Source organism: Aliarcobacter lanthieri, from assembly GCF_013201625.1.
Lineage (GTDB): Bacteria > Campylobacterota > Campylobacteria > Campylobacterales > Arcobacteraceae > Aliarcobacter > Aliarcobacter lanthieri.
Genome location: NZ_CP053839.1, coordinates 31,651 through 54,593 on the forward strand (window position 1 = coordinate 31,651; position 22,943 = coordinate 54,593).

Annotated in this window: 19 protein-coding genes; 6 read left to right on the plus strand and 13 right to left on the minus strand. The window is 27.8% G+C overall.

Translation table 11 applies throughout. The features are described from left to right. Positions 1–50 precede the first annotated feature (50 nt). Positions 51–821 (minus strand): RluA family pseudouridine synthase, encoded by a 771-nt coding sequence (locus ALANTH_RS00125; RefSeq protein ID WP_228282872.1) that lies wholly within the window; start codon positions 819–821, stop codon positions 51–53. Between the two features lie 256 nt (positions 822–1,077). On the opposite strand from ALANTH_RS00125, the gene purB reads away from it, so the two are divergent. The 5 genes from purB to ALANTH_RS00150 are packed head-to-tail and all read left to right on the plus strand — an operon-like array spanning position 1,078 to position 7,307. Further along, on the plus strand, positions 1,078–2,406 hold the full coding sequence (gene purB, locus ALANTH_RS00130) for an adenylosuccinate lyase (protein WP_026802850.1): 1,329 nt from the start codon (positions 1,078–1,080) through the stop codon (positions 2,404–2,406). A gap of 17 nt (positions 2,407–2,423) precedes the next feature. Further along, positions 2,424–4,808, plus strand: coding sequence for a ribonucleoside-diphosphate reductase subunit alpha (locus tag ALANTH_RS00135; RefSeq protein WP_026802851.1), 2,385 nt, complete (start codon positions 2,424–2,426; stop codon positions 4,806–4,808). Positions 4,809–4,833: 25 nt separating this feature from the next. After that, entirely contained in the window at positions 4,834–5,853 is a 1,020-nt protein-coding gene (locus ALANTH_RS00140) for a ribonucleotide-diphosphate reductase subunit beta (RefSeq protein WP_026802852.1), read from the plus strand. A 22-nt stretch (positions 5,854–5,875) separates the two neighbouring features. Continuing rightward, positions 5,876–6,814: an OmpA family protein gene (locus ALANTH_RS00145; RefSeq protein WP_026807105.1), complete on the plus strand. Its 939-nt coding sequence runs from the start codon at positions 5,876–5,878 to the stop codon at positions 6,812–6,814. 1 nt (position 6,815) lies between these two features. After that, positions 6,816–7,307, plus strand: coding sequence for a hypothetical protein (locus tag ALANTH_RS00150; protein WP_026807106.1), 492 nt, complete (start codon positions 6,816–6,818; stop codon positions 7,305–7,307). Between the two features lie 68 nt (positions 7,308–7,375). Here ALANTH_RS00150 and ALANTH_RS00155 read toward each other — a convergent pair whose 3' ends face one another. Next, complete coding sequence (locus ALANTH_RS00155; RefSeq protein WP_026807107.1) at positions 7,376–8,353, minus strand: YhdH/YhfP family quinone oxidoreductase; 978 nt, start codon at positions 8,351–8,353, stop codon at positions 7,376–7,378. Between the two features lie 107 nt (positions 8,354–8,460). Here ALANTH_RS00155 and ALANTH_RS00160 point away from each other — a divergent pair, with 107 nt between their 5' ends. After that, complete coding sequence (locus ALANTH_RS00160; RefSeq protein WP_029888263.1) at positions 8,461–8,799, plus strand: winged helix-turn-helix transcriptional regulator; 339 nt, start codon at positions 8,461–8,463, stop codon at positions 8,797–8,799. 1 nt (position 8,800) lies between these two features. Here ALANTH_RS00160 and ALANTH_RS00165 read toward each other — a convergent pair whose 3' ends face one another. The 11 genes from ALANTH_RS00165 to ALANTH_RS00215 all read right to left on the minus strand — a co-directional run bounded on the left by ALANTH_RS00165 (position 8,801) and on the right by ALANTH_RS00215 (position 22,938). Next, entirely contained in the window at positions 8,801–9,691 is an 891-nt protein-coding gene (locus ALANTH_RS00165) for an NAD(P)H-dependent glycerol-3-phosphate dehydrogenase (RefSeq protein WP_026802857.1), read from the minus strand. 131 nt (positions 9,692–9,822) lie between these two features. Further along, positions 9,823–11,250 carry an Asp-tRNA(Asn)/Glu-tRNA(Gln) amidotransferase subunit GatB gene (gatB, locus tag ALANTH_RS00170; protein WP_026807108.1) on the minus strand — a complete coding sequence of 476 codons (1,428 nt, stop codon included), beginning with the start codon at positions 11,248–11,250 and terminating at the stop codon, positions 9,823–9,825. Between the two features lie 20 nt (positions 11,251–11,270). Next, the gene (locus ALANTH_RS00175; protein WP_026807109.1) at positions 11,271–12,095 is read right to left on the minus strand and encodes a peptidylprolyl isomerase; all 825 of its coding nucleotides are present in this window, start codon (positions 12,093–12,095) and stop codon (positions 11,271–11,273) included. Between the two features lie 77 nt (positions 12,096–12,172). After that, positions 12,173–15,013: an FAD-binding and (Fe-S)-binding domain-containing protein gene (locus ALANTH_RS00180; RefSeq protein WP_026807110.1), complete on the minus strand. Its 2,841-nt coding sequence runs from the start codon at positions 15,011–15,013 to the stop codon at positions 12,173–12,175. Positions 15,014–15,129: 116 nt separating this feature from the next. Beyond that, entirely contained in the window at positions 15,130–16,770 is a 1,641-nt protein-coding gene (locus tag ALANTH_RS00185; protein ID WP_026807111.1) for a lactate permease LctP family transporter, read from the minus strand. A gap of 88 nt (positions 16,771–16,858) precedes the next feature. Then, positions 16,859–17,503 (minus strand): response regulator transcription factor, encoded by a 645-nt coding sequence (locus ALANTH_RS00190; RefSeq protein WP_026807112.1) that lies wholly within the window; start codon positions 17,501–17,503, stop codon positions 16,859–16,861. A gap of 1 nt (position 17,504) precedes the next feature. Further along, positions 17,505–19,697, minus strand: a complete 2,193-nt coding sequence (locus ALANTH_RS00195; RefSeq protein ID WP_026807113.1) for a sensor histidine kinase — start codon at positions 19,695–19,697, stop codon at positions 17,505–17,507. A gap of 24 nt (positions 19,698–19,721) precedes the next feature. Next, positions 19,722–20,309 (minus strand): LutC/YkgG family protein, encoded by a 588-nt coding sequence (locus tag ALANTH_RS00200; protein ID WP_026807114.1) that lies wholly within the window; start codon positions 20,307–20,309, stop codon positions 19,722–19,724. Continuing rightward, complete coding sequence (locus tag ALANTH_RS00205; RefSeq protein WP_026807115.1) at positions 20,302–21,672, minus strand: lactate utilization protein B; 1,371 nt, start codon at positions 21,670–21,672, stop codon at positions 20,302–20,304. The genes ALANTH_RS00200 and ALANTH_RS00205 overlap by 8 nt, the downstream gene beginning before the upstream one ends. Beyond that, on the minus strand, positions 21,669–22,418 hold the full coding sequence (locus ALANTH_RS00210) for a (Fe-S)-binding protein (protein ID WP_026802866.1): 750 nt from the start codon (positions 22,416–22,418) through the stop codon (positions 21,669–21,671). Before ALANTH_RS00210 ends, ALANTH_RS00205 begins: the two co-directional genes overlap by 4 nt. A 73-nt stretch (positions 22,419–22,491) precedes the next feature. After that, positions 22,492–22,938: a deoxycytidylate deaminase gene (locus tag ALANTH_RS00215; protein WP_026807116.1), complete on the minus strand. Its 447-nt coding sequence runs from the start codon at positions 22,936–22,938 to the stop codon at positions 22,492–22,494. Positions 22,939–22,943 lie beyond the last annotated feature (5 nt).

The window sequence follows — 22,943 nt, forward strand, 5'->3', positions numbered from 1 at the left end:
TTGAAAAGATTTTAAAGGTAAGGTTTTTCCCCCCCTTACCTTTTTTTATTTTAGAAAAACTCTTTATATAAATCTTGATTTTTTGAAAAGATTTTGTAGATATTGTTTTTGTATGTAAACTCTAAATAGTTTGCGTGAAGCCATAGTCTATGAGATTTTGTAATTATAAATCTATCTTCTTTACTTAAAGTTTTATTTAAATAATTTTCTGCATTTATATCATCAATCCCATAAATTGGATCACCTAATATTGTATGACCAATAGAATGAAGATGAATTCTTATTTGATGTTGTCTTCCTGTAAGTGGTATTGCTTCAATAAGTGTTAAATCTTTTTCTTGATTATATTTTAAGGGCTTTATAATAGTAAAGGATTCTTTTCCTCCTTCATTTTTCTCACATGTTTTCATTTTTACTCCTATTAAGAGTCCTTCTTTATCTATATTCTTATCTATCATTATTTCTTTATCTATTTTTCCACATACAATAGCAAGATAAGATTTATGATACTTTTTTTCTTGAAACATATCTTTTAATTCTATTTCACTTTTTTTATTTTTTCCTACAATTACAAGACCTGATGTTTCAGCATCTATTCTATGAATTAAGTTTGCATCTTCTCCAAAATGATATCTTATCTCATCAAGTAAAGAGTATGGAGTATTTTTTGAAATTGGATGAACCATTAGGTGTGTTGGCTTATCAAATATTGCAAAATCAGTAAATTCTATAAGAGGATTTAAGCCTCTTGTTTGACCTTCAAAAACAGCTATAAAAATATGTTCTGTTGGTATTTCTTCTCCTGCATTTATTTGATTCATATTCTCATCAAAGATTCTTCCTTTTGATGTTAACCTTTGTCCTACTTTGGGCTCTATCTTTAGGTCTTGTATGAGAAAGAGCTGTATTTTCTTGCCTTTTATTGCACTATGTTTTCTTAGAGTAAATGCCAAGTTTTTTTCCTATTTTTTCTTTAAATTTTATCTTATATTTTGTTCCGATTAGATATAGTTCAGGTTTAAAATATGAAGAATTTTATTATAAATTTAATACAAATATGATTATAAGGGAATTAGCATGGTTGAAAGATATGCAAGAGAAGAGATGAGTTCAAAATGGACACAAGAAGCAAGATATGCAGCTTGGTTAGAAGTTGAAAAAGCAGCTGTTAAAGCTTGGAATAAACTAGGGCTTATTCCTGATGATGATTGCAAAAAAATTGTAGAAAATGCAAAATTCAGTGTAGAGAGAATTGAAGAAATTGAAGCTATTACAAAACATGATTTAATAGCTTTTAATACAAGTGTTTCAGAATCTTTAGGTGAAGAATCAAGATGGTTTCACTATGGAATGACAAGTTCAGATGCGGTTGATACTGGAGTTGCTTTACAAATGAAAGATTCTTTAGAAATTATTATTAAAGATGTAAAAATGCTTATGGAATCTATTAAAAAAAGAGCTATGGAGCATAAATACACTTTAATGGTTGGTAGAAGTCATGGAATACATGGTGAACCTATAACTTTTGGTTTAACTTTAGCTGTTTGGTATGATGAAGTAAATAGACATCTTAAAAATCTTGAAGATACTATGGAAGTTATTGCAGTTGGACAAATCTCTGGTGCTATGGGGAATTTTGCTCATGCACCATTAGAACTTGAAGAGTATGCAATGGTTGAATTAGGTCTTAAGCCAGAGCCTTGTTCAAATCAAGTTATTCATAGAGATAGATATGCAAGACTTGCTACTTCTTTAGCTTTACTTGCTTCTAGTATTGAAAAATTCGCAGTTCAAGTAAGACATTTACAAAGAACAGAAGTTTATGAAGCAGAAGAGTATTTTGCAGCTGGACAAAAAGGAAGTTCGGCAATGCCTCATAAAAGAAATCCAATCTTAACTGAAAATATAACTGGACTTGCAAGAATGATAAGAGCATATTGTATTCCAGCTATGGAAAATGTTGCTCTTTGGCATGAAAGAGATATAAGCCATTCTTCAACAGAAAGATTTTGGTTACCTGATGCATTTATAACAACAGATTTTATGCTTCATAGAATGAATAGTGTAATAGCAAATTTAACTGTAATGCCTGAAAATATGATGAAAAATTTAAATTTAACTGGTGGATTAGTTTTCTCACAAAGAGTTTTATTAGAATTACCATTAAAAGGTGTAAGTAGAGAAGATGCATATAGAATAGTTCAAAGAAATGCGATGAAAGTTTGGGAAGAGATACAAAAAGGAAAATCTACTACAAATGATAAAGGAGAATCTTTATATCTCCAATATTTACTTGCAGATGAAGAATTAAGAAATAGTTTAAGTGAAGAACAAATAAGAGAGTGTTTTAATTTTGATTATTACACGAAAAATGTGGATGCAATATATAATAGAGTTTTTAAATAATTTAGAGGTTAATTTTTATGGCAATAATGATTCAAAAAAGAAATGGTAGAAGAGAGATTTTAGATATTACAAAAATTCAGAAAATGTCTATTGATGCAACAGAAGGGCTAGAGGGTGTTAGTCAGAGTGAATTAGAATTAGATGCTCGAATTAAATTTATTGATGGTATGAATTCAAGTGATATTCAAGATGCTCTAATAAAAACAGCTGTTGAAAAGATAGATATTGATGTTCCAAACTGGACATTTGTTGCTGCAAGACTATTCTTGTATGATTTATATCATAGAGTAGGAATAGCAACACATGGTATAAAAGGTGAGGCGTACAGACATTTAAAAGATTATATACAATATGGAATAGAAGCTGGAAGAATAATTCCAAATTTATCAAATGGATATGATTTAGATGATTTAAACTCTTATTTAGATCCTAAAAGAGATTTTTTATTTAACTATTTAGGTATAAAAACTTTATATGATAGATATTTATTGAAAAACAGTAAAGGTGAACCAATAGAGTTACCACAGCAAATGTTTATGGCTATTGCTATGTTCTTAGCTCAAAATGAGACAAATAAACAAGAAAAAGCAAAAGAATTTTATGATGTTATATCTAAGTTTGAAGTTATGCTTGCAACACCAACTTTAAGTAATGCTAGAACAAATAGACACCAATTGAGCTCTTGTTATATTGGAAGTAGTCCAGACAATATTGAAGGTATTTTTGATGGTTACAAAGAAATGGCACTACTATCTAAATATGGTGGTGGTATTGGTTGGGATTGGAATCAAATAAGAAGTCTTGGTGGAGCTATAGATGGGCATAAAAGTGCAGCAGGAGGAACAGTTCCATTTTTAAAGATTACAAATGATATTGCTATTGCTGTTGATCAACTAGGTACTAGAAAAGGTGCTATTGCTGTTTATATGGAACCATGGCATATGGATATTATAGATTTTGTAGATTTAAAGAAAAACTCTGGAGAAGAAAGAAGAAGAGCTCATGATTTATTTCCTGCTCTATGGATAACAGATTTATTTATGGAAAGAGTTTTAGAAGATTCTTATTGGACTTTATTTGATCCAGTTGAAGTAAAAGATTTAAGTGAATGTTATGGAGAAGAGTTTAAAACTAAGTATATCGCTTATGAAAATAATGATTCTATAACAAAAGATAGAATGAAAGCAAAAGATTTATGGAAAAAAATTTTAACTTCTTATTTTGAAGTTGGAAGTCCATTCTTATGCTTTAAAGATACTGCAAATAGAGCAAATCCAAATCCACATGCAGGACATATTAGAAGTTCAAATCTTTGTACAGAAATTTTCCAAAATACAAATCCAAATCATTATAAAATAAGAATAGAATTTGAAGATGGAACTATTAAAACTTATGAGGAAGAGGACTTAGTAGTTGTTGATGGTAATATCACTAAAAAAGCGAATAAAGTAACAGCTCTTGATAGTATAAATGGTAAAAAAATATTTATTGTTGAAAAAGATAAAATTGATGGAGATACAGCAGTTTGTAATTTGGCTTCTATTAATTTATCAAGAATAAATACAGATGAAGATATAAAAAGAGTTGTACCAATAGCTATTAGAATGCTTGATAATGTTATTGATTTAAATTTCTATCCATTAAGAAAAGTAAAAGCTACAAACTTGAAATCAAGAAGTATTGGTCTTGGAGTTATGGGTGAGGCTGAAATGTTAGCTCAACAAAAATTATCTTGGGGTTCAAATGAACACTTTAAAAGAATTGATAAAATAATGGAAGCAATTTCATATAATGCTATTCTTTCTAGTTCTGATTTAGCAATAGAAAAAGGGAGTTACCCTACATTTAATGGTTCAAATTGGAGTAAAGGTATAATGCCTCATGACCATACTCCTCAAAGTGTAAATGCTCTTATAGATAGAGATTTATTTGATACATCTTATGATTGGAATATTTTAAGAGAAAAAGTAAAAAAAGATGGAATGAGAAATGGTTACTTAATGGCCATTGCTCCAACTTCATCAATTTCAATTTTAGTAGGAACAACTCAAGCAATAGAACCTGTTTATAAAAGAAAATGGTTTGAAGAGAATTTATCTGGTTTAATTCCTGTTGTTGTACCAAAGTTGAATCCAGAAACTTGGAGTTACTATACACCAGCTTTTGAAATAGACCAACTACAAGTTATAAAAGCAGCAGCGATTAGACAAAAATGGATTGATCAAGGACAAAGTACAAATATTTTTATGAGCTTAGATAAAGCAAGTGGTAAATATTTACATGAAATTTATACTTTAGCTTGGAAATTAGGACTAAAATCAACTTATTATCTAAGAAGTCAATCTCCAGAGGCTAAAAACGATGTAGAAGATAGAAGTATGGAGTGTGCAGGTTGTCAATAATTTTAGATTTTAAAAAGGAGTTTTAATGGAAAGAAAAACTATTTATAATCCTGATTCAAAAGAAAGCTTAAATGATAGAAGAGTTTTTGGTGGAAATAGTGATGGAATGATTAACTTTACCAGAATGAAATACCAATGGGCTTTAAATCTTTGGGATACAATGGAAGCTAATACTTGGTTCCCACGAGAAGTACAAATGACAGGTGATGCAAAAGATTATAAGTTTTTAACTCCAGCTGAAAAAAGAATGTATGATTTGGTTCTTTCTCAATTGATTTTTATGGATAGTTTACAAACAAATAATCTTATGGATAATATAAATCCATATATAACTGCTCCTGAAATTAATGCATGTTTATCTAGACAAGCTTATGAGGAAGCAAATCATAGTAAATCATATGCAGTTATGGTTGAGAGTATATCTGATAACACTGATTTGATTTATGATATGTGGAAAACAGATTCTAAACTAAGAGAGAAAAACACATATATTGCAGAAGTTTATGACAATCTTTCAGGAGAGATTGATGATACAAAAATAGTTTTAGCTCTTTTTGCAAATCAAATTTTAGAAGGTTTATATTTTTATGCTGGTTTTGCAGCTATTTATGCTCTTGGTAAAAGTGGAAAAATGCTTGGGAGTTCTCAAATGATTAGATTTATTCAAAGAGATGAAGTAACTCATTTACTTCTTTTCCAAAATATGATAAATAGTGTTAGAAAAGAAAGACCTGAACTTTTTACTGATGAACTAGAGACTACTGTAAGGGATATGTTTAGAAAAGCTGTAGCACTTGAATCATCTTGGGGAGGATATATAACTCAGGGACAAATTCTAGGGTTTACAGATGGTATAATTAGACAATATATAGAGTATTTAGCAGATAAAAGACTTGAAGCAGTAGGGTACAAACCAGAATATAATGTTAAACATCCAATTCCATGGGTTGATGGTTATGCTTCATTTAATGATCAAAGAACAAACTTTTTTGAAGGGAATGTAGTAAACTACTCAAAAGGTAGCATAGATTTTGACGATTTTTAATAAAAATTAATAAGGGAACATTATGTCTATTTTTACAAAACTTTTTATTTTATTAATACTGTTCATAGTATTGAATATAGTATCTATATATACTTTTAGTTATGAAGAGTATTTTAATGATAGTAAAAAAGAGTTCCCTCTTGACGATTCTAAAGGATTATTTGATTTTTTTAATAAAGTTGAATATTCAAACTCAGACTTTACTATAACTAAAATAGATGGATTATTAGTTTTAAGTGGTGTTTTTTCAAATCAGAATATTGTAGAACAAGTTATTGATTTATTAAAAATAAATAAAGTATCTGATATAAAATTTGTTCAAAATAGTAAATTGGATAAAAAACTCTTAGAAAATATATATGAATTAATAGATTATTTAAAAGATTTTTTTGATGATGGAGCAAAAATTATTTTTGAAAATAATACTCTTAAAATTTATGGTACACTGAAAGATATAACCTATAAAGAACTTATACTTACAAAAATATCTAATATTACATCTTTCCCTACTATTGTTGATATTAATGAACCAATTTTAATAGAAAATGAAGTTATTGATAATACAAATTTAGATAATAAAATTGATATTTTAACAAAAGATGAGATACAATTACTTATAAATAATACTATAATTGAAAATAAAATTATTTTTGAAAGAAGGAGTGTTGAATTAACTCCAGATTCAAAAGATTCTGTTAAAAAAATAGCAGATATTTTAAATAGATATGATAGTTATAAAATAGAAATTGGTGGGCATACAGATTCTCGTGGAAATAAAGAGTTAAATAAACAAATATCTCAAGATAGAGCTAATAGTGTAAAATCATTATTAGAGAGTTTTGGCGTTGAATCTAGTAGGATTACAGCAGTTGGATATGGAAATGAAAAACCAATCGCAAAAGATGACAAAGATGGTTTATCAGAAATTAACAGAAGAGTAGAATTCATAATAGGGGAATAAGATGTTAGGGGAAATTGCTCAATATATTGTAGGAAATTTAGCATTAGCATTTGTTTTAGGGATACTTGTAGGATATTTAATTGGAAAAGGGAAAAGGGATAGGTTTAAAACAATAAATAAGGTAAATCCTGTTTGTTGTACTTCATCAGATAAAAGATTTAAGATAAATCCAATTTTTAATAAGAGTGCTTCATTAGATTATAAACCTATGGTTTTAAGTTCATCAAGCCACAAAGATAATCTAAAAAAGATTAAAGGTATAGATGAAGAATTAGAAGCAGAATTATATAAACTAGGTATTTATCACTTTAATCAAATTGCTAATTGGACAAATAAAAATTCTGAATGGATAGAAAACTTTTTAAACCTTCCAAATTATGTAAGAAATAATCAGTGGATTGAACAGGCAAAAATTTTAAGAACAGGTAAAGAAACTAATTACAGTCAGCAATTATTAGATGCAGAAAATAGTTTAGAAGAAGAAATTAAATAATTTAGTTATTGTATTTTTGCTAGAGCCCTAATTTTAGAATTATTTTAGAACTCATCACAAAATTGGTATTATAGTTTTACAAGATATCTACCTGTAGCTTTTCCATTTAAAAGTTTTTCATAAGCTTCTTTTATTTCATTTAGATTTATCTCTTTTGTAATGGTATCTAAGCAATCTATCTTCCATTTACCAGCCAATTTTTCCCAAGCTTTTTGTTTTTTCTCAATTTTACACTCAACACTATCTATTCCAATAAGTCTAACACCTCTTAATATAAAAGGATAAACATTTGTATTTAATTCGTATGAAGAAGTAAGTCCACAACAAGTAACCACACCGTCATATTTTACTTGCTTTATTGCTTGTACTAAAATATCACCACCAACAGTATCTATAACAGCATCAAATCTTTCTTTTAGCATTGGTTTTTGAGAATTTTGCATAAAGTCTTCTAAAAATATCACTTCTCTACTACCAATACTTTTTAAAAAAGTTTCTTTATCTTTTTTTGTAGTAAGTGTAGATACTTTAAAGCCTAGTTTACTTAAAATTGCAACTGTAATAGAACCTACACCTCCTGTTGAGCCAGTAACTAAAATATTTGAGTGCTCTTCTAAACCATTATTTAGTAATTCATTTATGCTTAAAGCCGCTGTAAGACCTGCTGTACCATAAATCATTATATCTTTATTAGAGATAGCATCAGGTGTTCTTATTGCCCATGATGAAGGAACTTTAACAAATTCAGCATGTCCTCCATCTGTATTCATACCTAAATCATAACCAGTTACTACAACATTTTGTCCTAATTTAAAAATAGGAGATTTTGATTCAACTATAACTCCAGCTACATCAACTCCTGTAATATGTGGTAAATTTCTTGTTACTCCAGAGTGGCCTATTGAACTAAGTGCATCTTTATAGTTTAAAGATGAATATTCAACTTGAATCAATATCTCATTTTCATTACAAATTGGTTTTGGTACATCTTTTACACTAGATATTATTTCATCATTATGATTTCTTTCTACAACAAAAGCTTTCATCTTCTCTCCTTTATCTTATTTATTTAAAACTTTAGCTAAAATCTTTTAAAAGGGCAAGAACTATCTTTTAAGAAAGGTACTTGCTAAAAAGATACTAGGAGTTAATTATGATTAAAAATAATGATGAAATTAATATAAATGAACAATTTAAATGTCCTGTTGAAACAGCAATAGATGTATTAACAGGGAAATGGAAAATTCTAATAATTTGGTATTTAAAAGATGAAAAAAAGAGATTTAATGAATTACAAAAATTATTACCAAAAGCTACGCAAAAGATGTTAATCCAGAAATTAAGAGAGTTGGAAAGTGATGGTATAGTTCATAGAGAAGTTTATCCTATTGTTCCACCAAAAGTTGAGTATTCATTGACTGAATATGGAAAAAGTTTAAAACCTATTATTAAGCAACTTTATTTATGGGGAGATAATCATAAAAAAAGATAGTTTAGTTTTTTAATAAGTCTTTTAAGCTATCTTGTGGATTTTTACCATCTAAAATAAGTTTTACCTCGTTTGCTATTGGAGTATATATTTTATACTCTTTTGACAGTTTAAAAATAGCATCTGCTGTTTTTACTCCCTCAGCAACTTCTCCTAACTCATCTAAAATAGTATTTAGTTTTTTATTTGTTGCTAGTCCAAGCCCTACTCTGAAATTTCGGCTCATTGTAGAGTTTGCAGTTAAAAAAAGATCTCCAGCTCCACTAAGACCTAAAAAAGAGGATTTCTTTGCTCCAAAATTTTTACCAAATCTTTGCATTTCTACTAAGCCCCTTGCAATTAGTGATGCTTGAGCATTTTTTCCAAGATTTAATCCTTCACAAATTCCACTTGCAATTGCTAAAACATTTTTATAAGCTCCAGCTATTTCAGCTCCAATTACATCTGAACTATAATAAGGTTTTATAAAAGTTGGGAAGAATTTACTAAATTCTTCATATATCTTTTTTGATGTAGAATTTATTACTAGAGCACAAGGAAGACCTTTTATAACTTCTGCTGCAAAAGAAGGACCTGATATAAAGCCTATGTTTTCATTTGGTACAAAAGATGAGTATATCTCATTTAAAAACTCACCAGTTGTAGCTTCTATACCTTTTGAAGCTACTAAGATTTTCTGTTCTTTAAATATAAAATTTTCTTTTAACCAGTTTTTTATCTCTTGAGTTGGTATTGCAATTACTAAATATTCACAGTTTAGAGCAAATTCTAAATCAACAAAGTTTCTTATATCTTTTTTTGTTCTTGAAGTTATAAAACATTCTTGTTTTTGACTCAATGCAAAGTGAAGAGCTTGTCCCCATTTTCCAGCACCTATAACTGCAATTTTACCCATAAGAAACCTCTTTTTATATTTTATTTTAAGATGTTATCAAAAACTATATTTAATAAGTCTTTAATTAAAGAAAGTAAGAAATCTAATAATTGTAAGTATTTATTTTTAAAGTAAGATAGAGAAAATTATCTTTAAGATAATCTCTCTTTTATTAGTTCATTTACTTTTTGTGGATTTGCACTTCCTTTAGATGCCTTCATAGTTTGACCTACAAAGAATGCAAACATTTTCTCTTTTCCAGCTTTATATTCAGCTACTTTATCAGCATTTGTATTTAAAATCTCATCAATGATAGCTAATAATGCTCCATCATCACTTACTTGTTTAAGTCCAAGTTTTTCTATTGCAGTATCAACTTCACTAGAAGAGTTTTCAATTAAATAGTCTAAAACTTCTTTTGCTGCTTTTCCAGAAATTGTACTATCTTCAATTCGTTTTACTAATATTGCTAATGTTTTTGCACAAATTGGAGATTGCTCAATTGTAACCCCCTCTTTTAGTCTTCCTTGAAGCTCAACTGTTAGCCAAGTTGTAGCATTTTTTGCACTAATACCTTCTTTCATCATCTCATCAAAATAGTTTGCCATTTCTAAACTAGATGTAATAACAGAAGCATCGTATTCTTTAATTCCATACTCTTTTACAAATCTCTCTTTTTTCTCATCTGGAAGTTCTGGAATCTTTGAGTATTTTTCAATCATTTCATCAGAAATAACTAAAGGTAATAAATCTGGATCTGGGAAATATCTATAATCAGCAGCATCTTCTTTACCCCTCATACTTCTTGTCTCTCCTGTAGTTGTATCAAAAAGTCTAGTTTCTTGTACAATTTCTGTAGAGTGAATACCATCTTCCCATGCTTCTATATGTCTATTTACTTCATAATGTATAGCTTTTTCAATAAATCTAAAAGAGTTCATGTTTTTTATTTCACATCTTGTGTAAAACTTTGTATCACCTTTTGGACGAATAGATACATTCACATCACATCTAAAGCTTCCTTCTTGCATATTTGCATCACTAATACCTAAGTATCTAACAATTGAATGAAGTTTTTTAAGATAAAGTATAGCTTCTTCAGCACTTCTCATATCTGGTTCTGAAACTATTTCTAAAAGAGGAGTTCCTGCTCTATTTAAATCAACTTGTGAAACATTTCCACTATGTATATTTTTCCCTGCATCATTTTCTAAGTGAGCTCTTGTAACTCCTATAGTTTTTTGGCTTCCATCTGGAAAATCAATAGTCAATTCTCCAAGCCCAACAACTGGAACTTCAAATTGTGATATTTGGTAACCACTTGGTAAATCTGGATAGAAGTAATTTTTTCTATTGAAAATAGACTTTTTATTTATTTCTGATTTTAAAGCAGTTCCTAACATAATAGCTTTATGTACTGCTTCTTTATTTAAAACTGGTAATGCTCCAGGTAATCCTAAACAAGTTGGGCAAACATTTGTATTTGGCTCTTCTCCAAAACTTGTTGCACAAGAGCAAAATAGTTTACTTTTTGTATTTAGTTGGGCATGAACTTCTAATCCTATAATTACTTCAAACATACTTGACATATCTTAAATCCTTATCTTATAACTTTTATATCTGCTGTTAATTTTTGTTTTTCAAAATGCTCTTTTAAAAATGATTGTTCTCTTTGAGACATAATGTCATTGAACACTCTAGGTTTTACACTTTCAAATGGTAAAGCCATTGTTCCTTCAGTGTGTTTTAAAAATAAAGTTACATACTGTTTATTAAAAGTAAATATTGGTGTAAATGAGTTTGGTTTTGTATTGTGTAAAACATATTGTAATTGTGCTTGAAGGTTTTGACTTTCAAGTTTTAAAGGTGTTTTACTAATCTCATTTGATACTTTCATAGGATTTTTTACTGTTTCTTCTAAAGCAGTTCTATTTGTTGAAGTATATTGTACTACATCAAAAGATTTTGCTGTAAGATATTTATTTATATTTTTTTCATAATATAACTGCATATCTTCATCATTTGCTATTGCCAATTGTCCTTTTACAATTTTAGAAATTAACTTTTGTCTAATAACTGCATTTTTTGCTTCATTTTCAAAAACTTCATAATCTGGATACTCTTGTTTAACAATTCCTTTAAAAGCAAAAACATCCATACCATTTGCATTTGCAAGTTTTTCAATATATTCATTGATTTCAAAAATATCTGCTGTTATTGCATTTTCTTTAACTAATTGATCATATAATATTTTGTCAACTAGATAAGCAACTGCTTCATTTTTTGGAATTTTATTTACAACCATAGTTCTTTCTATGTCATAAATTGTAATAGGTTCTTCATTTACTAATATAGCTACACCATTTATCATTGAAGAGAAACTAATAGTTGACCCTAAAAGTAATGATAATAAAAGTTTTTTCATCTTTTTTATTCCTTTTTTTTATAAAGCAGATATTTTACCAAAAAAAATGTAAATATCAAGTTTTAAATAAATAAAGCTTATAAACTTTTAGATTTTGTAACCTGATTTACTAAATAAAAAATTGAGTTATAATCAAGTCCAGAATGGCTACTTAAACCTATTTCACAAGTTTTAGAAGTTGAAAATGCCATTTTAGCTCCATTTGTTTGCTCTTTTAAATATCTTAAAGCTGAATCATTTAATTCTGGAAAATTAAATCCTCTATCCCCTGCAAAACCACAACATTTTACATCACTTGGAATAATTACATTTTTTGAACATAAATAAGCAACTTCTTTAAATTTTTCTTCTAAATTCATTTTTCTTGAACTACATGTTGTATGAATTGTAATTGGTTCATTAATTGGTGTAAATTCCAAATATTTAGTTAAAAAAGTTAAAGTAAAATCAATTGGTTCATAAATTGATAATTTATGTGAAAAATTCTCTATCATCTTTTTAGTACATGGACTTGTATCACATAAAATTGGATACTCTCCAAATTCACTTGCATTTAAAAGTGCTTCTTCTAATTCACTTGATTTTGTATGTGAAGCATCATTAAATCCTTTTGAACTAAATGGCATACCACAGCAAAGATTTGCTAAATTATTTGGAAAAATTATTTGGTAACCAGCTTTTTGTAATAATTCAACTGTAATATCAAAAAGTTCTTTTTCCTCTTTTGAAACAGAATTTAGCCCCATTGCCCTATTTAAACATGATGGGAAATATACAACTTTTTTATCTTTTTGTTTTTGTTCAAAATTAATATTTATGTTTATAGCCTTTGGCATAGTTACTGACCACTTTGGAGTTTTATTTTTAGTAAAACTTCTTAATGTTTGAGTAAATTTTTGCATATTAGAAGTTCCTAAAACTTTATGCATAATATTTGAACTTTTAAGTCCAAATCGAACTCCTGATAAAGTCATACTAAAGTTATTTGCTACAAAATTTGCAATACTTTTATCTTTTGAAGATAATTGTTCTGCTCTTAAATGCTTAGTTAAATTTCCTGTATCAATTTTTACTGGACAGGCTGTTGAACATAAACTACATGTTGCACATGTTTCTATACCATCATATTGATATAATTCTTTATACTCTTGGGCTTCTTCTTTTTGTCCTAGATTTTCAAGTCTTGAAATTTCTCTATTTATTACGATTCTTTGTCTTGGAGTTAATGTAATTTCATTTGATGGACAAGTAGGTTCACAAAACCCACACTCGATGCACTTATCAACAATTTCATTGGTTGCTGGAAGAGTTTTTAGATTTTTTAAGTGTGCTTCTTTATCGTCATTTATTATAACTCCAGGGTTTAATAAACCTTTTGGATCAAATAAATTTTTGATTCTTTTCATTATATTATAAGCAACATTTCCCCATTCAACTTCAACAAATGCAGCCATATTTCTTCCTGTTCCATGTTCAGCTTTTAAACTACCTTGATATTTAACTGCAACTGAATTAACAACTTCATTCATTAAATTATCATATCTTTCTATCTCTTTTTTATCAGAAAAATCTTGAGTAAATACAAAGTGAAAGTTTCCTTCTAAAGCATGACCAAAAATAATTGCTTCTGTATATCCATATTTTTGAAATAACCCTTGAAGTTCAAGTGTAGCAACAGCTAAAGATTCTATTGGGTAAGCTACATCTTCTATAATTACTGTTGTTCCTATAACTCTTACTGCTCCAACTGCTGGGAATAAATCTTTTCTAATCTTCCAATAAAGGTTATATTCTTTAGCATCTTTAGTAAAATATATATCTCTTACAACATTAAAATCCTCTAAGATTTTTTCAATTTGCTCTATTTGAATATCTAGATTATTATTGTTTATTGCTCTTGTTTCTATTAAAAGTGCTGTTACCTCATCACCAAAATCTTTTATATATTTTGGCATTGATGAATCATTTTCAATACTTCTTAAAGCTGCTCTATCCATAAGTTCAACTGCATCAATAATAATTTGTTTTGAATCTTTTGCTAATTTTAGCTTAGTTACAGCATTACAGGCTTCTTCCATATCTTTAAAATATATTAATGCACTTGCTTTGTCTTTTAAATCTTCAACTGTATAATAAGTTACTTCTTCAATAAAAGCTAAAGTTCCTTCACTTCCAATAATTAAGTGTTGAAGTATTTCAAACTCATCTTCAAAATCTATTAAAGAATTTAGTGAGTAACCACATGTATTCTTTATTTTAAATTTTTTCTCAATTTTTTCTCTTAATTCTTCATTTGATTTTGTCTCATTTGAAAAACTTTTTAAATTTTCTAAAAAATCTTTATGAGTTTTTCTAAATTCATTTTTACTATTTTCACAAGCTGTATCAAGTTTTGTTCCATCTGCAAAAATTAGTTTCATAGATTTTAAAGTTTTGTAAGAGTTTTGAGATATTCCACAGCACATTCCTGAAGCATTATTAGCAGCAATTCCACCAATCATAGCTGCATTAATACTTGCTGGGTCTGGACCTATTTTTTTTGCGTAACGTGCAAGTAATCCATTTGCTTGAGCACCAGTTAAAGCAGGTTCAAGTGATATAAAACTAGCATCAGGAGATATTTTAAAATTTGAAAAATTTCTTGAAGTAATAATCAAGATAGAATCACTAATTGCTTGCCCTGAAAGTGAAGTACCCCCTGCCCTAAAAGTTATACTTAAATTCATTGTATTTGCTAATTTTATTATCTCTTCAACTTCTTTTGCATTATCAGTTTTTATTACTATTTTTGGAATTAATCTATAAAAAGATGCATCAGTTCCATAGGCTAAAGTATGTAATTTATCTGTAAAGATTTTTTCTACTGAGATTTTTGTTGATATTTCATCAAAGAATTGTTTATATTTACCTTCTAACATTTTAGTTCTCCTAATATTTATAAGATATAAATTTTAACTTCACTAAATGATAATAATATGATATTTATAAAAGAAAGGTTTTATTTAGGCGAAATGCCTAAATAAAATTAATATTATTATGGAATCATCCATGTAAGAACATAAGCCTGAGTCATTGTAATAAGTCCCATAATAACAACAAGTATTAAACTATGTTTAACTGTAAATCTAAATAAATCTGACTCTTTTCCAACAATACCTGTAGATGCACAAGCAATAGAGATTGATTGTGGTGAAATCATTTTTCCTGTTACTCCTCCAGTTGTATTTGCTGCAACCATTAGTGTTTCATTAAGTCCTAATTGTTGTGCTGTTTGTTGTTGTAAGCCACAGAAAAGAGCATTTGATGAAGTATCTGAACCAGTTAAGAATACTCCAAGCCATCCTAAAAATGGTGAGAAAAATGGGAATAAGAAACCAGTATTTGCAAGAACAAGTGCCATAGTTGAAGACATACCTGAATAGTTCATAACAAAAGCAAAAGCAAGAACCATACCAATTGATACAATTGCCCATTTTAGCTCAAACAGAGTTTCTATCATTGTTTTTATAGCTATTGATATATTTAATCTAAAAATAAATAAAGTTATAACAGCTGTTAAGAAAATAGCAGTACCCGTTGCAGAAATAGGATTGAATGTATATATAACATCAAAAGCTTTAGGTTCACTAACTATTGGTGGCATTTTAAAAATCATATTATGAATAGTTGAAAACTCAAATTTGAAAATAGTATCTGCTAACAGTTGTCCTTTTGCAAAGAAACCTTTAAACCATGTTGTAGTCCATATTGTTACTATTATAGAAAGAATAATAAATGGTGACCAAGCTTTAACTACTTGATAAGTTGAATAAGATGATTCAACAACTTCACTTGTATCTACTGTTTTTAAAATATTTTTTGGTTTCCAATATTTTAAGAAAATTGTTGTAATAACAATAGAAGCGATTGCTGAAGTAACATCTGGTAATTCAGGACCAATAAAGTTAGAAGTAAGATATTGAGAAATAGCAAAACTTGCTCCTGCAACTAAAGCTGCTGGCCATACTTCTTTTATACCTCTCCATCCATCCATCATTGCAACTAACCATAGAGGAATTATTAAAGATAGTAAAGGTAACTGTCTTCCTGCCATTGCTCCAATTGTAAATGCATCTATTCCTGTAACTTGTCCTGCAACAATTATTGGAACTCCAAGTGCTCCAAAGGCAACAGGTGCTGTATTTGCAATAAGACATAATCCAGCTGCATATAATGGTTTAAATCCAAGACCAACTAAGATTGCAGCTGTAATAGCAACAGGTGCACCAAAACCAGCAGCACCTTCTAAGAAAGCTCCAAATGAGAAACCAATTAGAATAACTTGAATTCTTTGGTCTTCTGTTATTTTAATAATAGAATTCCTAATAATTTCAAATTGACCACTTTTTACTGTTAATTTGTATAAAAAAACTGATGCTACGATAATCCAAGCAATAGGCCATAAACCAAATAAGAATCCATAACTAGCTGATGAAAATACCATATTTACTGGCATTTCAAATCCAACAACTGCTACAATCATAGATAATGCTAATGTAATGATTGCTGCATAATGTCCTTTCATTCTAAATACTGCAAGTGCCAAAAAGAAAAATACAATAGGAATTAAAGCTACTAGAGCTGATAAAACTATGCTATCTCCAATTGGTGCATATACTTGTTGCCAAGTTTGCATATAAACCTCCTCAATTAAAATATTTAAAAATATTAATCAAATGGTATGAGATTTATATGATTTTAATATTATAAAAAGAAATTAATAATTAAATACTCTTAAAAATGTAACCTGTATCAATAACAGTTTGAATAAATTCTTTATCTAGAATTTTTCTTAATCTCCTAATTAGGCTTCTAATAGAATCTAAAGATACAAAATTTCCTTCCCAAACATAGTTTTCTATAGCTTCATATGTAATAACTTGATTTTGTTTATGAAGAAATAGATTTAGTAGCAGTTTTTCTTTTTTAGTTAATCTAATTTCTTGCTTATTTATGTTTATTGTTGCAGATCTAAAATCAAAATATGAATTATCATCAAAATAAATTTTTTCATCTTTTATTTTACAAAGTTTTTCTATTTTTATTTCTAGTTCATCTATAAAAAAAGGTTTTTTTAAATAATCATTACAGCCAAAATCATAAGATTGTTTTATAATATCTAATTCAACACTTGCACTTATGATAATAACTGGGATCATTTCATAAAGTTCTCTAATCTTTTTTAAGATATTTATGCCATCAATATTAGGAACATTAATATCCAAAATAAAACAGGAAAAACCTTCAGTTATCTTTTCATAAGCTTCTGCTCCATCACTAAAAGATACTACATTATAATTCTTTATTTTTAATCTTTTAGTTATTGTTTCATTTAGTTTTTTATTATCTTCTAAAAGTAATATTTTCATTTTAAACCTTTTTAAATGGAAGTTTTATTGTAAAAATAGCACAATTTTTATCATTTTTAACACTGATTGTACCTTTCATTTTATCTTCTATGATTATCTTTGCCATATAAAGACCAAGTCCCATTCCCTCTTCTTTTGTTGTAAAAAATGGTTCAAAAATATAACTTATAATTTTATCATCAATATTGCCAGCATCATCAATAATTTCTATTTTATTATATTTTTCACATCTCTCAATATTTATATTTATCTCTCCTTTTTTATTTAGAGGAAGATTTTTTTCAATAATTTTATTCTTTGCATTATTTATAATATTTAATAAAACTTGTTTAAATTCATTTTCATATCCATATATTAATATTTCTTCATTCTTATTTTTATAGTTAAAAGACATATTTATATTTGAATAAAATATTTGTTTTCCTATTATCTCATTTATCTCATTCAATGCTTTTGAAAGTGAAAAAAGTACTTTCTTTGTTGATGGTTTTAAAAAATTCCTAAAGTCACTTAATGTTTGAGACATATATTTTATTTGTATCATAGAGTCATTAACAAAATCTTCAACATCACTTTTTTTTAATTCATCTAAAATATATGATGTCTGAATATCTTGTACAAGTGCTGATAATTCAACTAGAGGTTCATTCCATTGATGAGCAATTGCTGCTATCATATCTCCCATTTCTGCTAATTTACTTTGTTGAATTAAGAATTGTTTTTGTTGTATTCTTTCTGTCATATCATCCATAATACAAACGATTCCTCCAATATTTCCATCCATATTTTTATATACAGCTTTATTTAGAACAATATGTTTCATCTCATTTGATGGAGTATAAAAAGTAAATTCAGAACTATTTGTACTAAGTGTTCTTAATATCTCTTGATCTATATTTGTATTTTGAATAGCAATTTTTTCTGGAAAGAAATCAAAAGCAGTTTTACCTATTATCTCTTCTCGAGTAGAACTTACTAATGTTGCAAAAGAAGTATTGCAACCTAAAAAGTTTCCATCTATATTTTTATAATAAATTGCATTAGGAATCGTATCAAGAAGAACTTTATCAAACTCTATTCTATTTGAAAGTTCTCTTTCAAGTTTAGCTCTTCTTTGAATATTAATTCGTAGTATAATAACAATAATACTTAGTAAAGAAATTGTTAAAATTGTAATTAGAAAGAAATTCTTATGCTCTTTATATATTGATTTAGGTTCATTTATAATTATAGGATTATCAATATATTTTGGAATAGTAATATTAAATCTTTTTAATTCGTTATAGTTAAATATATAAAGATTTGGTGATTTTTCAACAACAGGTATATCTTTTATATCTTTTCCATTTAATACTTCTAATGCCATTTTAGATACAGTTTTCCCTTGAGCTACTGCTGAAGTTAATAATCCTCCAACCATTCCACTATTTAAATAAAAATCCCATAAACCGTAAATAGGAGCTTGACTGACTTTTCTAATTGCCTCAAAACTTTGTTTATATGTAAATATTTTTCCTGTGGTATCTTTAAATAATAGAACAAATAAAATAGCACTATTATCTTTTTCAAGATGTGAAGCTTTTGTTTTTAGGTCATTTATATCAAGATTATCTGTATATTCAATATTAAATTTTTTTTCATATTTTTCAAAAAACTTTGTTAAATCTTTTTTTACAGCTAAAGCTGTAATTGATTTATCATTTATAATTAGAAGATTTTTTAAGTTTGGATGTATTTTTGAAATTAGTTCAAAATTCTTTTCAATATCTACTGCTTCAGCAACTCCTGAAACATCTTTGAAAGTTAATTTTTCTAAACTATCTTTGCTATAGTCATTTATACCACAGAATAATACAGGTATATCTTTAAATAAATAATCATAATATTTTGATATAAAATCAAAAGCATTATTGTCACTAATTATTATTAAATCAAATGTTCTATTATCAAATTGTTGTTTATATAATTTTGCAAGAGTTTCTAAATAAGGAGCTTCATCTATCCTTTTAGTGTCCATATAAACTGTTGTAAGCTCAATATCTGTATATTCAGAAAATGTTTCTTCAATAGCTTTTGAGATATCATCAGTCCAAGCATATCCTTTATGATATGAATGTATTAATAACACCTCTTTATTTTGACTTGCATTTAAGAAGCTAAAAAATAATATGCTAAATAGTAAAAAGTATCTCATTGTTATTCCTATTTAGCAATTATATTAAGATTTTATAAAAATTACATAACCAGATTTTGGTCCATGTGCTCCAATTACTAAAGATTGTTCTATATCTGCTGTTTTTGAAGGTCCTGATATAAATACACCAAATCCAGATTTTTCAAAATTAATTTTCTCATAAGCTTCATGCATATTGTTTACTATTTCATCTTCATTTATTACAATTACTATATTTTGTGCAATAAAATATAATGCTCTATGTCTATTCTCTTCATTCTTCATCCATATAGCACCATTTTCTGCAACAGCAAAATTACCTTTTACAATTGCTAAATCAACATCTTTTAAATCTTTTGCATTTTCAAAATTATTTGAGTCAAAGTTTCCTAATTTACAAAAATCTATATTTGATACAATTATTTTTTCTTCTGGATATAACTCTTTTATTGTTGCATCAAGTTCTTCTTTTGAAACTCGTAATGCTTTTCCCCCTACACTTTCAAGCATATTAGAAAATGTTTCAAATTTATCCTCAAATTTAATACCAAAATTATCATAAGATGGAAGTTTCACATCTTTTACTAAATTATTCTCTTTAATAGAATTTAAAATTTTTTCTTTACTAGTCATTTAAATCTCCATCTTTAAACATTTCTTTAAAACTTTTTTTAGGAAATTTTGGTAAATCCCTTTGTCTTCCCCAAACATTTAATTTATTATAAAGTAAAGATTTTGGTAATTTTGGAACTATAAATCTTGCCATTTTTCCTACAAAATTAAATAATACTGGCTTACTCATAACCCATGCTGTTACTTTCATTATTTTTTGTTTTTTACTATCAATTAAGTTCATATTCCCTAAATCTTGTCTTAGGCTATAAAGTTGGGAATCTAAATCTATCTTTACTGGACAAACATTTGAACAAGAACCACATAATGTACATGCAAAAGGTAAACTATTATGAGTTTTTGGCTCTTTTACACTTCCTAAAATTGAACCAATAGGACCAGGAATTACATATTCATAAGAATGCCCTCCACTTCTTCTGTAAACAGGACAAGTATTCATACAAGCCCCACATCTAATACAGTTTAATGCTTTTTTATTTTTTATTGAACTTAGAAATTGACTTCTTTTATTATCAACAATAATTATATGCATTTGCCCATTTTCAACAGGAGCATGAAAATGTGAAGTATATGAAGTAACAGGTTGTCCTGTAGCACTTCTAGCAAGTAGTCTTGTGAATACACTTAAATCTTCAAGTCTTGGAATTATTTTTTCAATACCCATTGAAGCAATATGAAGTTTTGGAACACTTGCTCCCATATCTGCATTTCCTTCATTTGTACAAACAACAACTCCACCAGTTTGTGCAATAGCAAAATTAACTCCAGTTAATCCAGCATCTGCTGTTAAAAAATCTTCTCTTAAAGCAGCACGTGCAGCACGTGTAAGATAAGTTGGGTCATAATTTCCTTGTTCAGTTCCTAACTTTTCATGAAAAGTATCTGATACATCAGATTTCTTTAGATGGATTGCAGGAAGAACAATATGTGATGGAGGTTCTTTTCTTAATTGAACAATTCTCTCTCCCAAATCTGTATCTATTACTTCAATTCCATGGTTTTCTAAAAATGGATTTAGGTGGCACTCTTCTGTAAGCATAGATTTTGATTTTACAAGTTTTTTTACATCATGTTCTTTTAAAATTTTATAAACAATTTCATTATGCTCTTGTGCATCAAAAGCAAAATGTACAGTAATCCCTTTTTTTGTTGCATTTTTTTCAAACTCTAAAAGATATTTATCTAAATTAGCCATTGTATGAGTTTTTATTTGGTCTGCATATTCTCGTAAATTTTCCCATTCAGGTATAGATTTACTAGCTTTATCTCTTTTCTCTCTTACAAACCATAAAGCACCATCATGCCAATGCATTCTTTCATCATTTGCAACAAATTTTGCAGCATTTATACTATGGCTACTCATGGTCTATCTCCTACAAGAATTTCAGTTATATGCATAACTTTAATTGGAGTTTTATCTCTATTAATTATCCCATCCATATGCATTAAACATGACATATCAGCTCCAGTTATAATCTGAGCATTTGAATCAAGATGATCTTTTACTCTATCTTTTCCCATAGCAACTGAAATAGCTTCTTCTTGAACACTAAATGTTCCGCCAAAACCACAACATTCATCTTCTCTTCTTAAAGTTATTAGTTCAATACCATTTACTTTATTTAAAAGATTTTTTAATTTTGAATTATATGGGATATTTAACTCACTTGCTGTTGCTAGTTTTAGAACTCTATGACCATGACATGAATTGTGTAGCCCAATTTTATATGAGAATGTATGTTCAAAATTTAAATTTTCTAGTTTTATTACATCATGTAAAAATTCACAAATCTCATATATTGATGCTTTAATTTTATTGTAATCTTTGTCATTATCAAAGAATTCTGCATAATGTTCTTTAACCATAGTTACACATGAAGCACTTGGTGCAACAATATAATCATAGTCTTTAAAGGTGTTTACAAAATTTAATGCTAAGGTTTTTATATCTTTAGAACAGCCAGAATTTGCCATAGCTTGTCCACAGCAAGTTTGTTCTAATGGATAATCTATATCTAAACCTTGATTTTTTAGTAATTTATATGTTGCTTTACAAACATTCGGATATAGTTCATTCATAAAACAGGGAATAAATAGACCAATTCTCATATTTTCTCCTTTTTTTTAACTAATTTTATAATTAAAATATGAAAAATTTATGATATTTTGCTTTTTTTAATTTTTATTCACAAATATTTTCTATTTGCTCTATTTCAACACCATTGTCTTTTAGAAATTTTGAGATAATTTTAGAGTTTGTATGTTCATAAGATTTTTCATAAACAATTCTTTTTATTCCACTAGCAATTAAGTTTTTTGAACATTCACTGCAAGGTTCAAGTGTTACATAAATAGTTCCACCTTCTATTGCTATCCCTTTTCTTGCTGCCCAAATAATTGCATTCATCTCAGCATGGATTTCATAAGTTTTTGACCATTCATGATGATCTTTTGTATATTCATTATTCCAATGTTCACTACAGTTTATATATCCTGCTGGAGTTCCATTATATCCAGTTGATAGGATTCTCCCATCTTTTACGATAACTGCTCCTACTTGTTTTGATACACATTTTGAAGCTTTTGCTATCTCTTTAGCAATATTTATAAAACTTTTATCATTTAACATCAGAA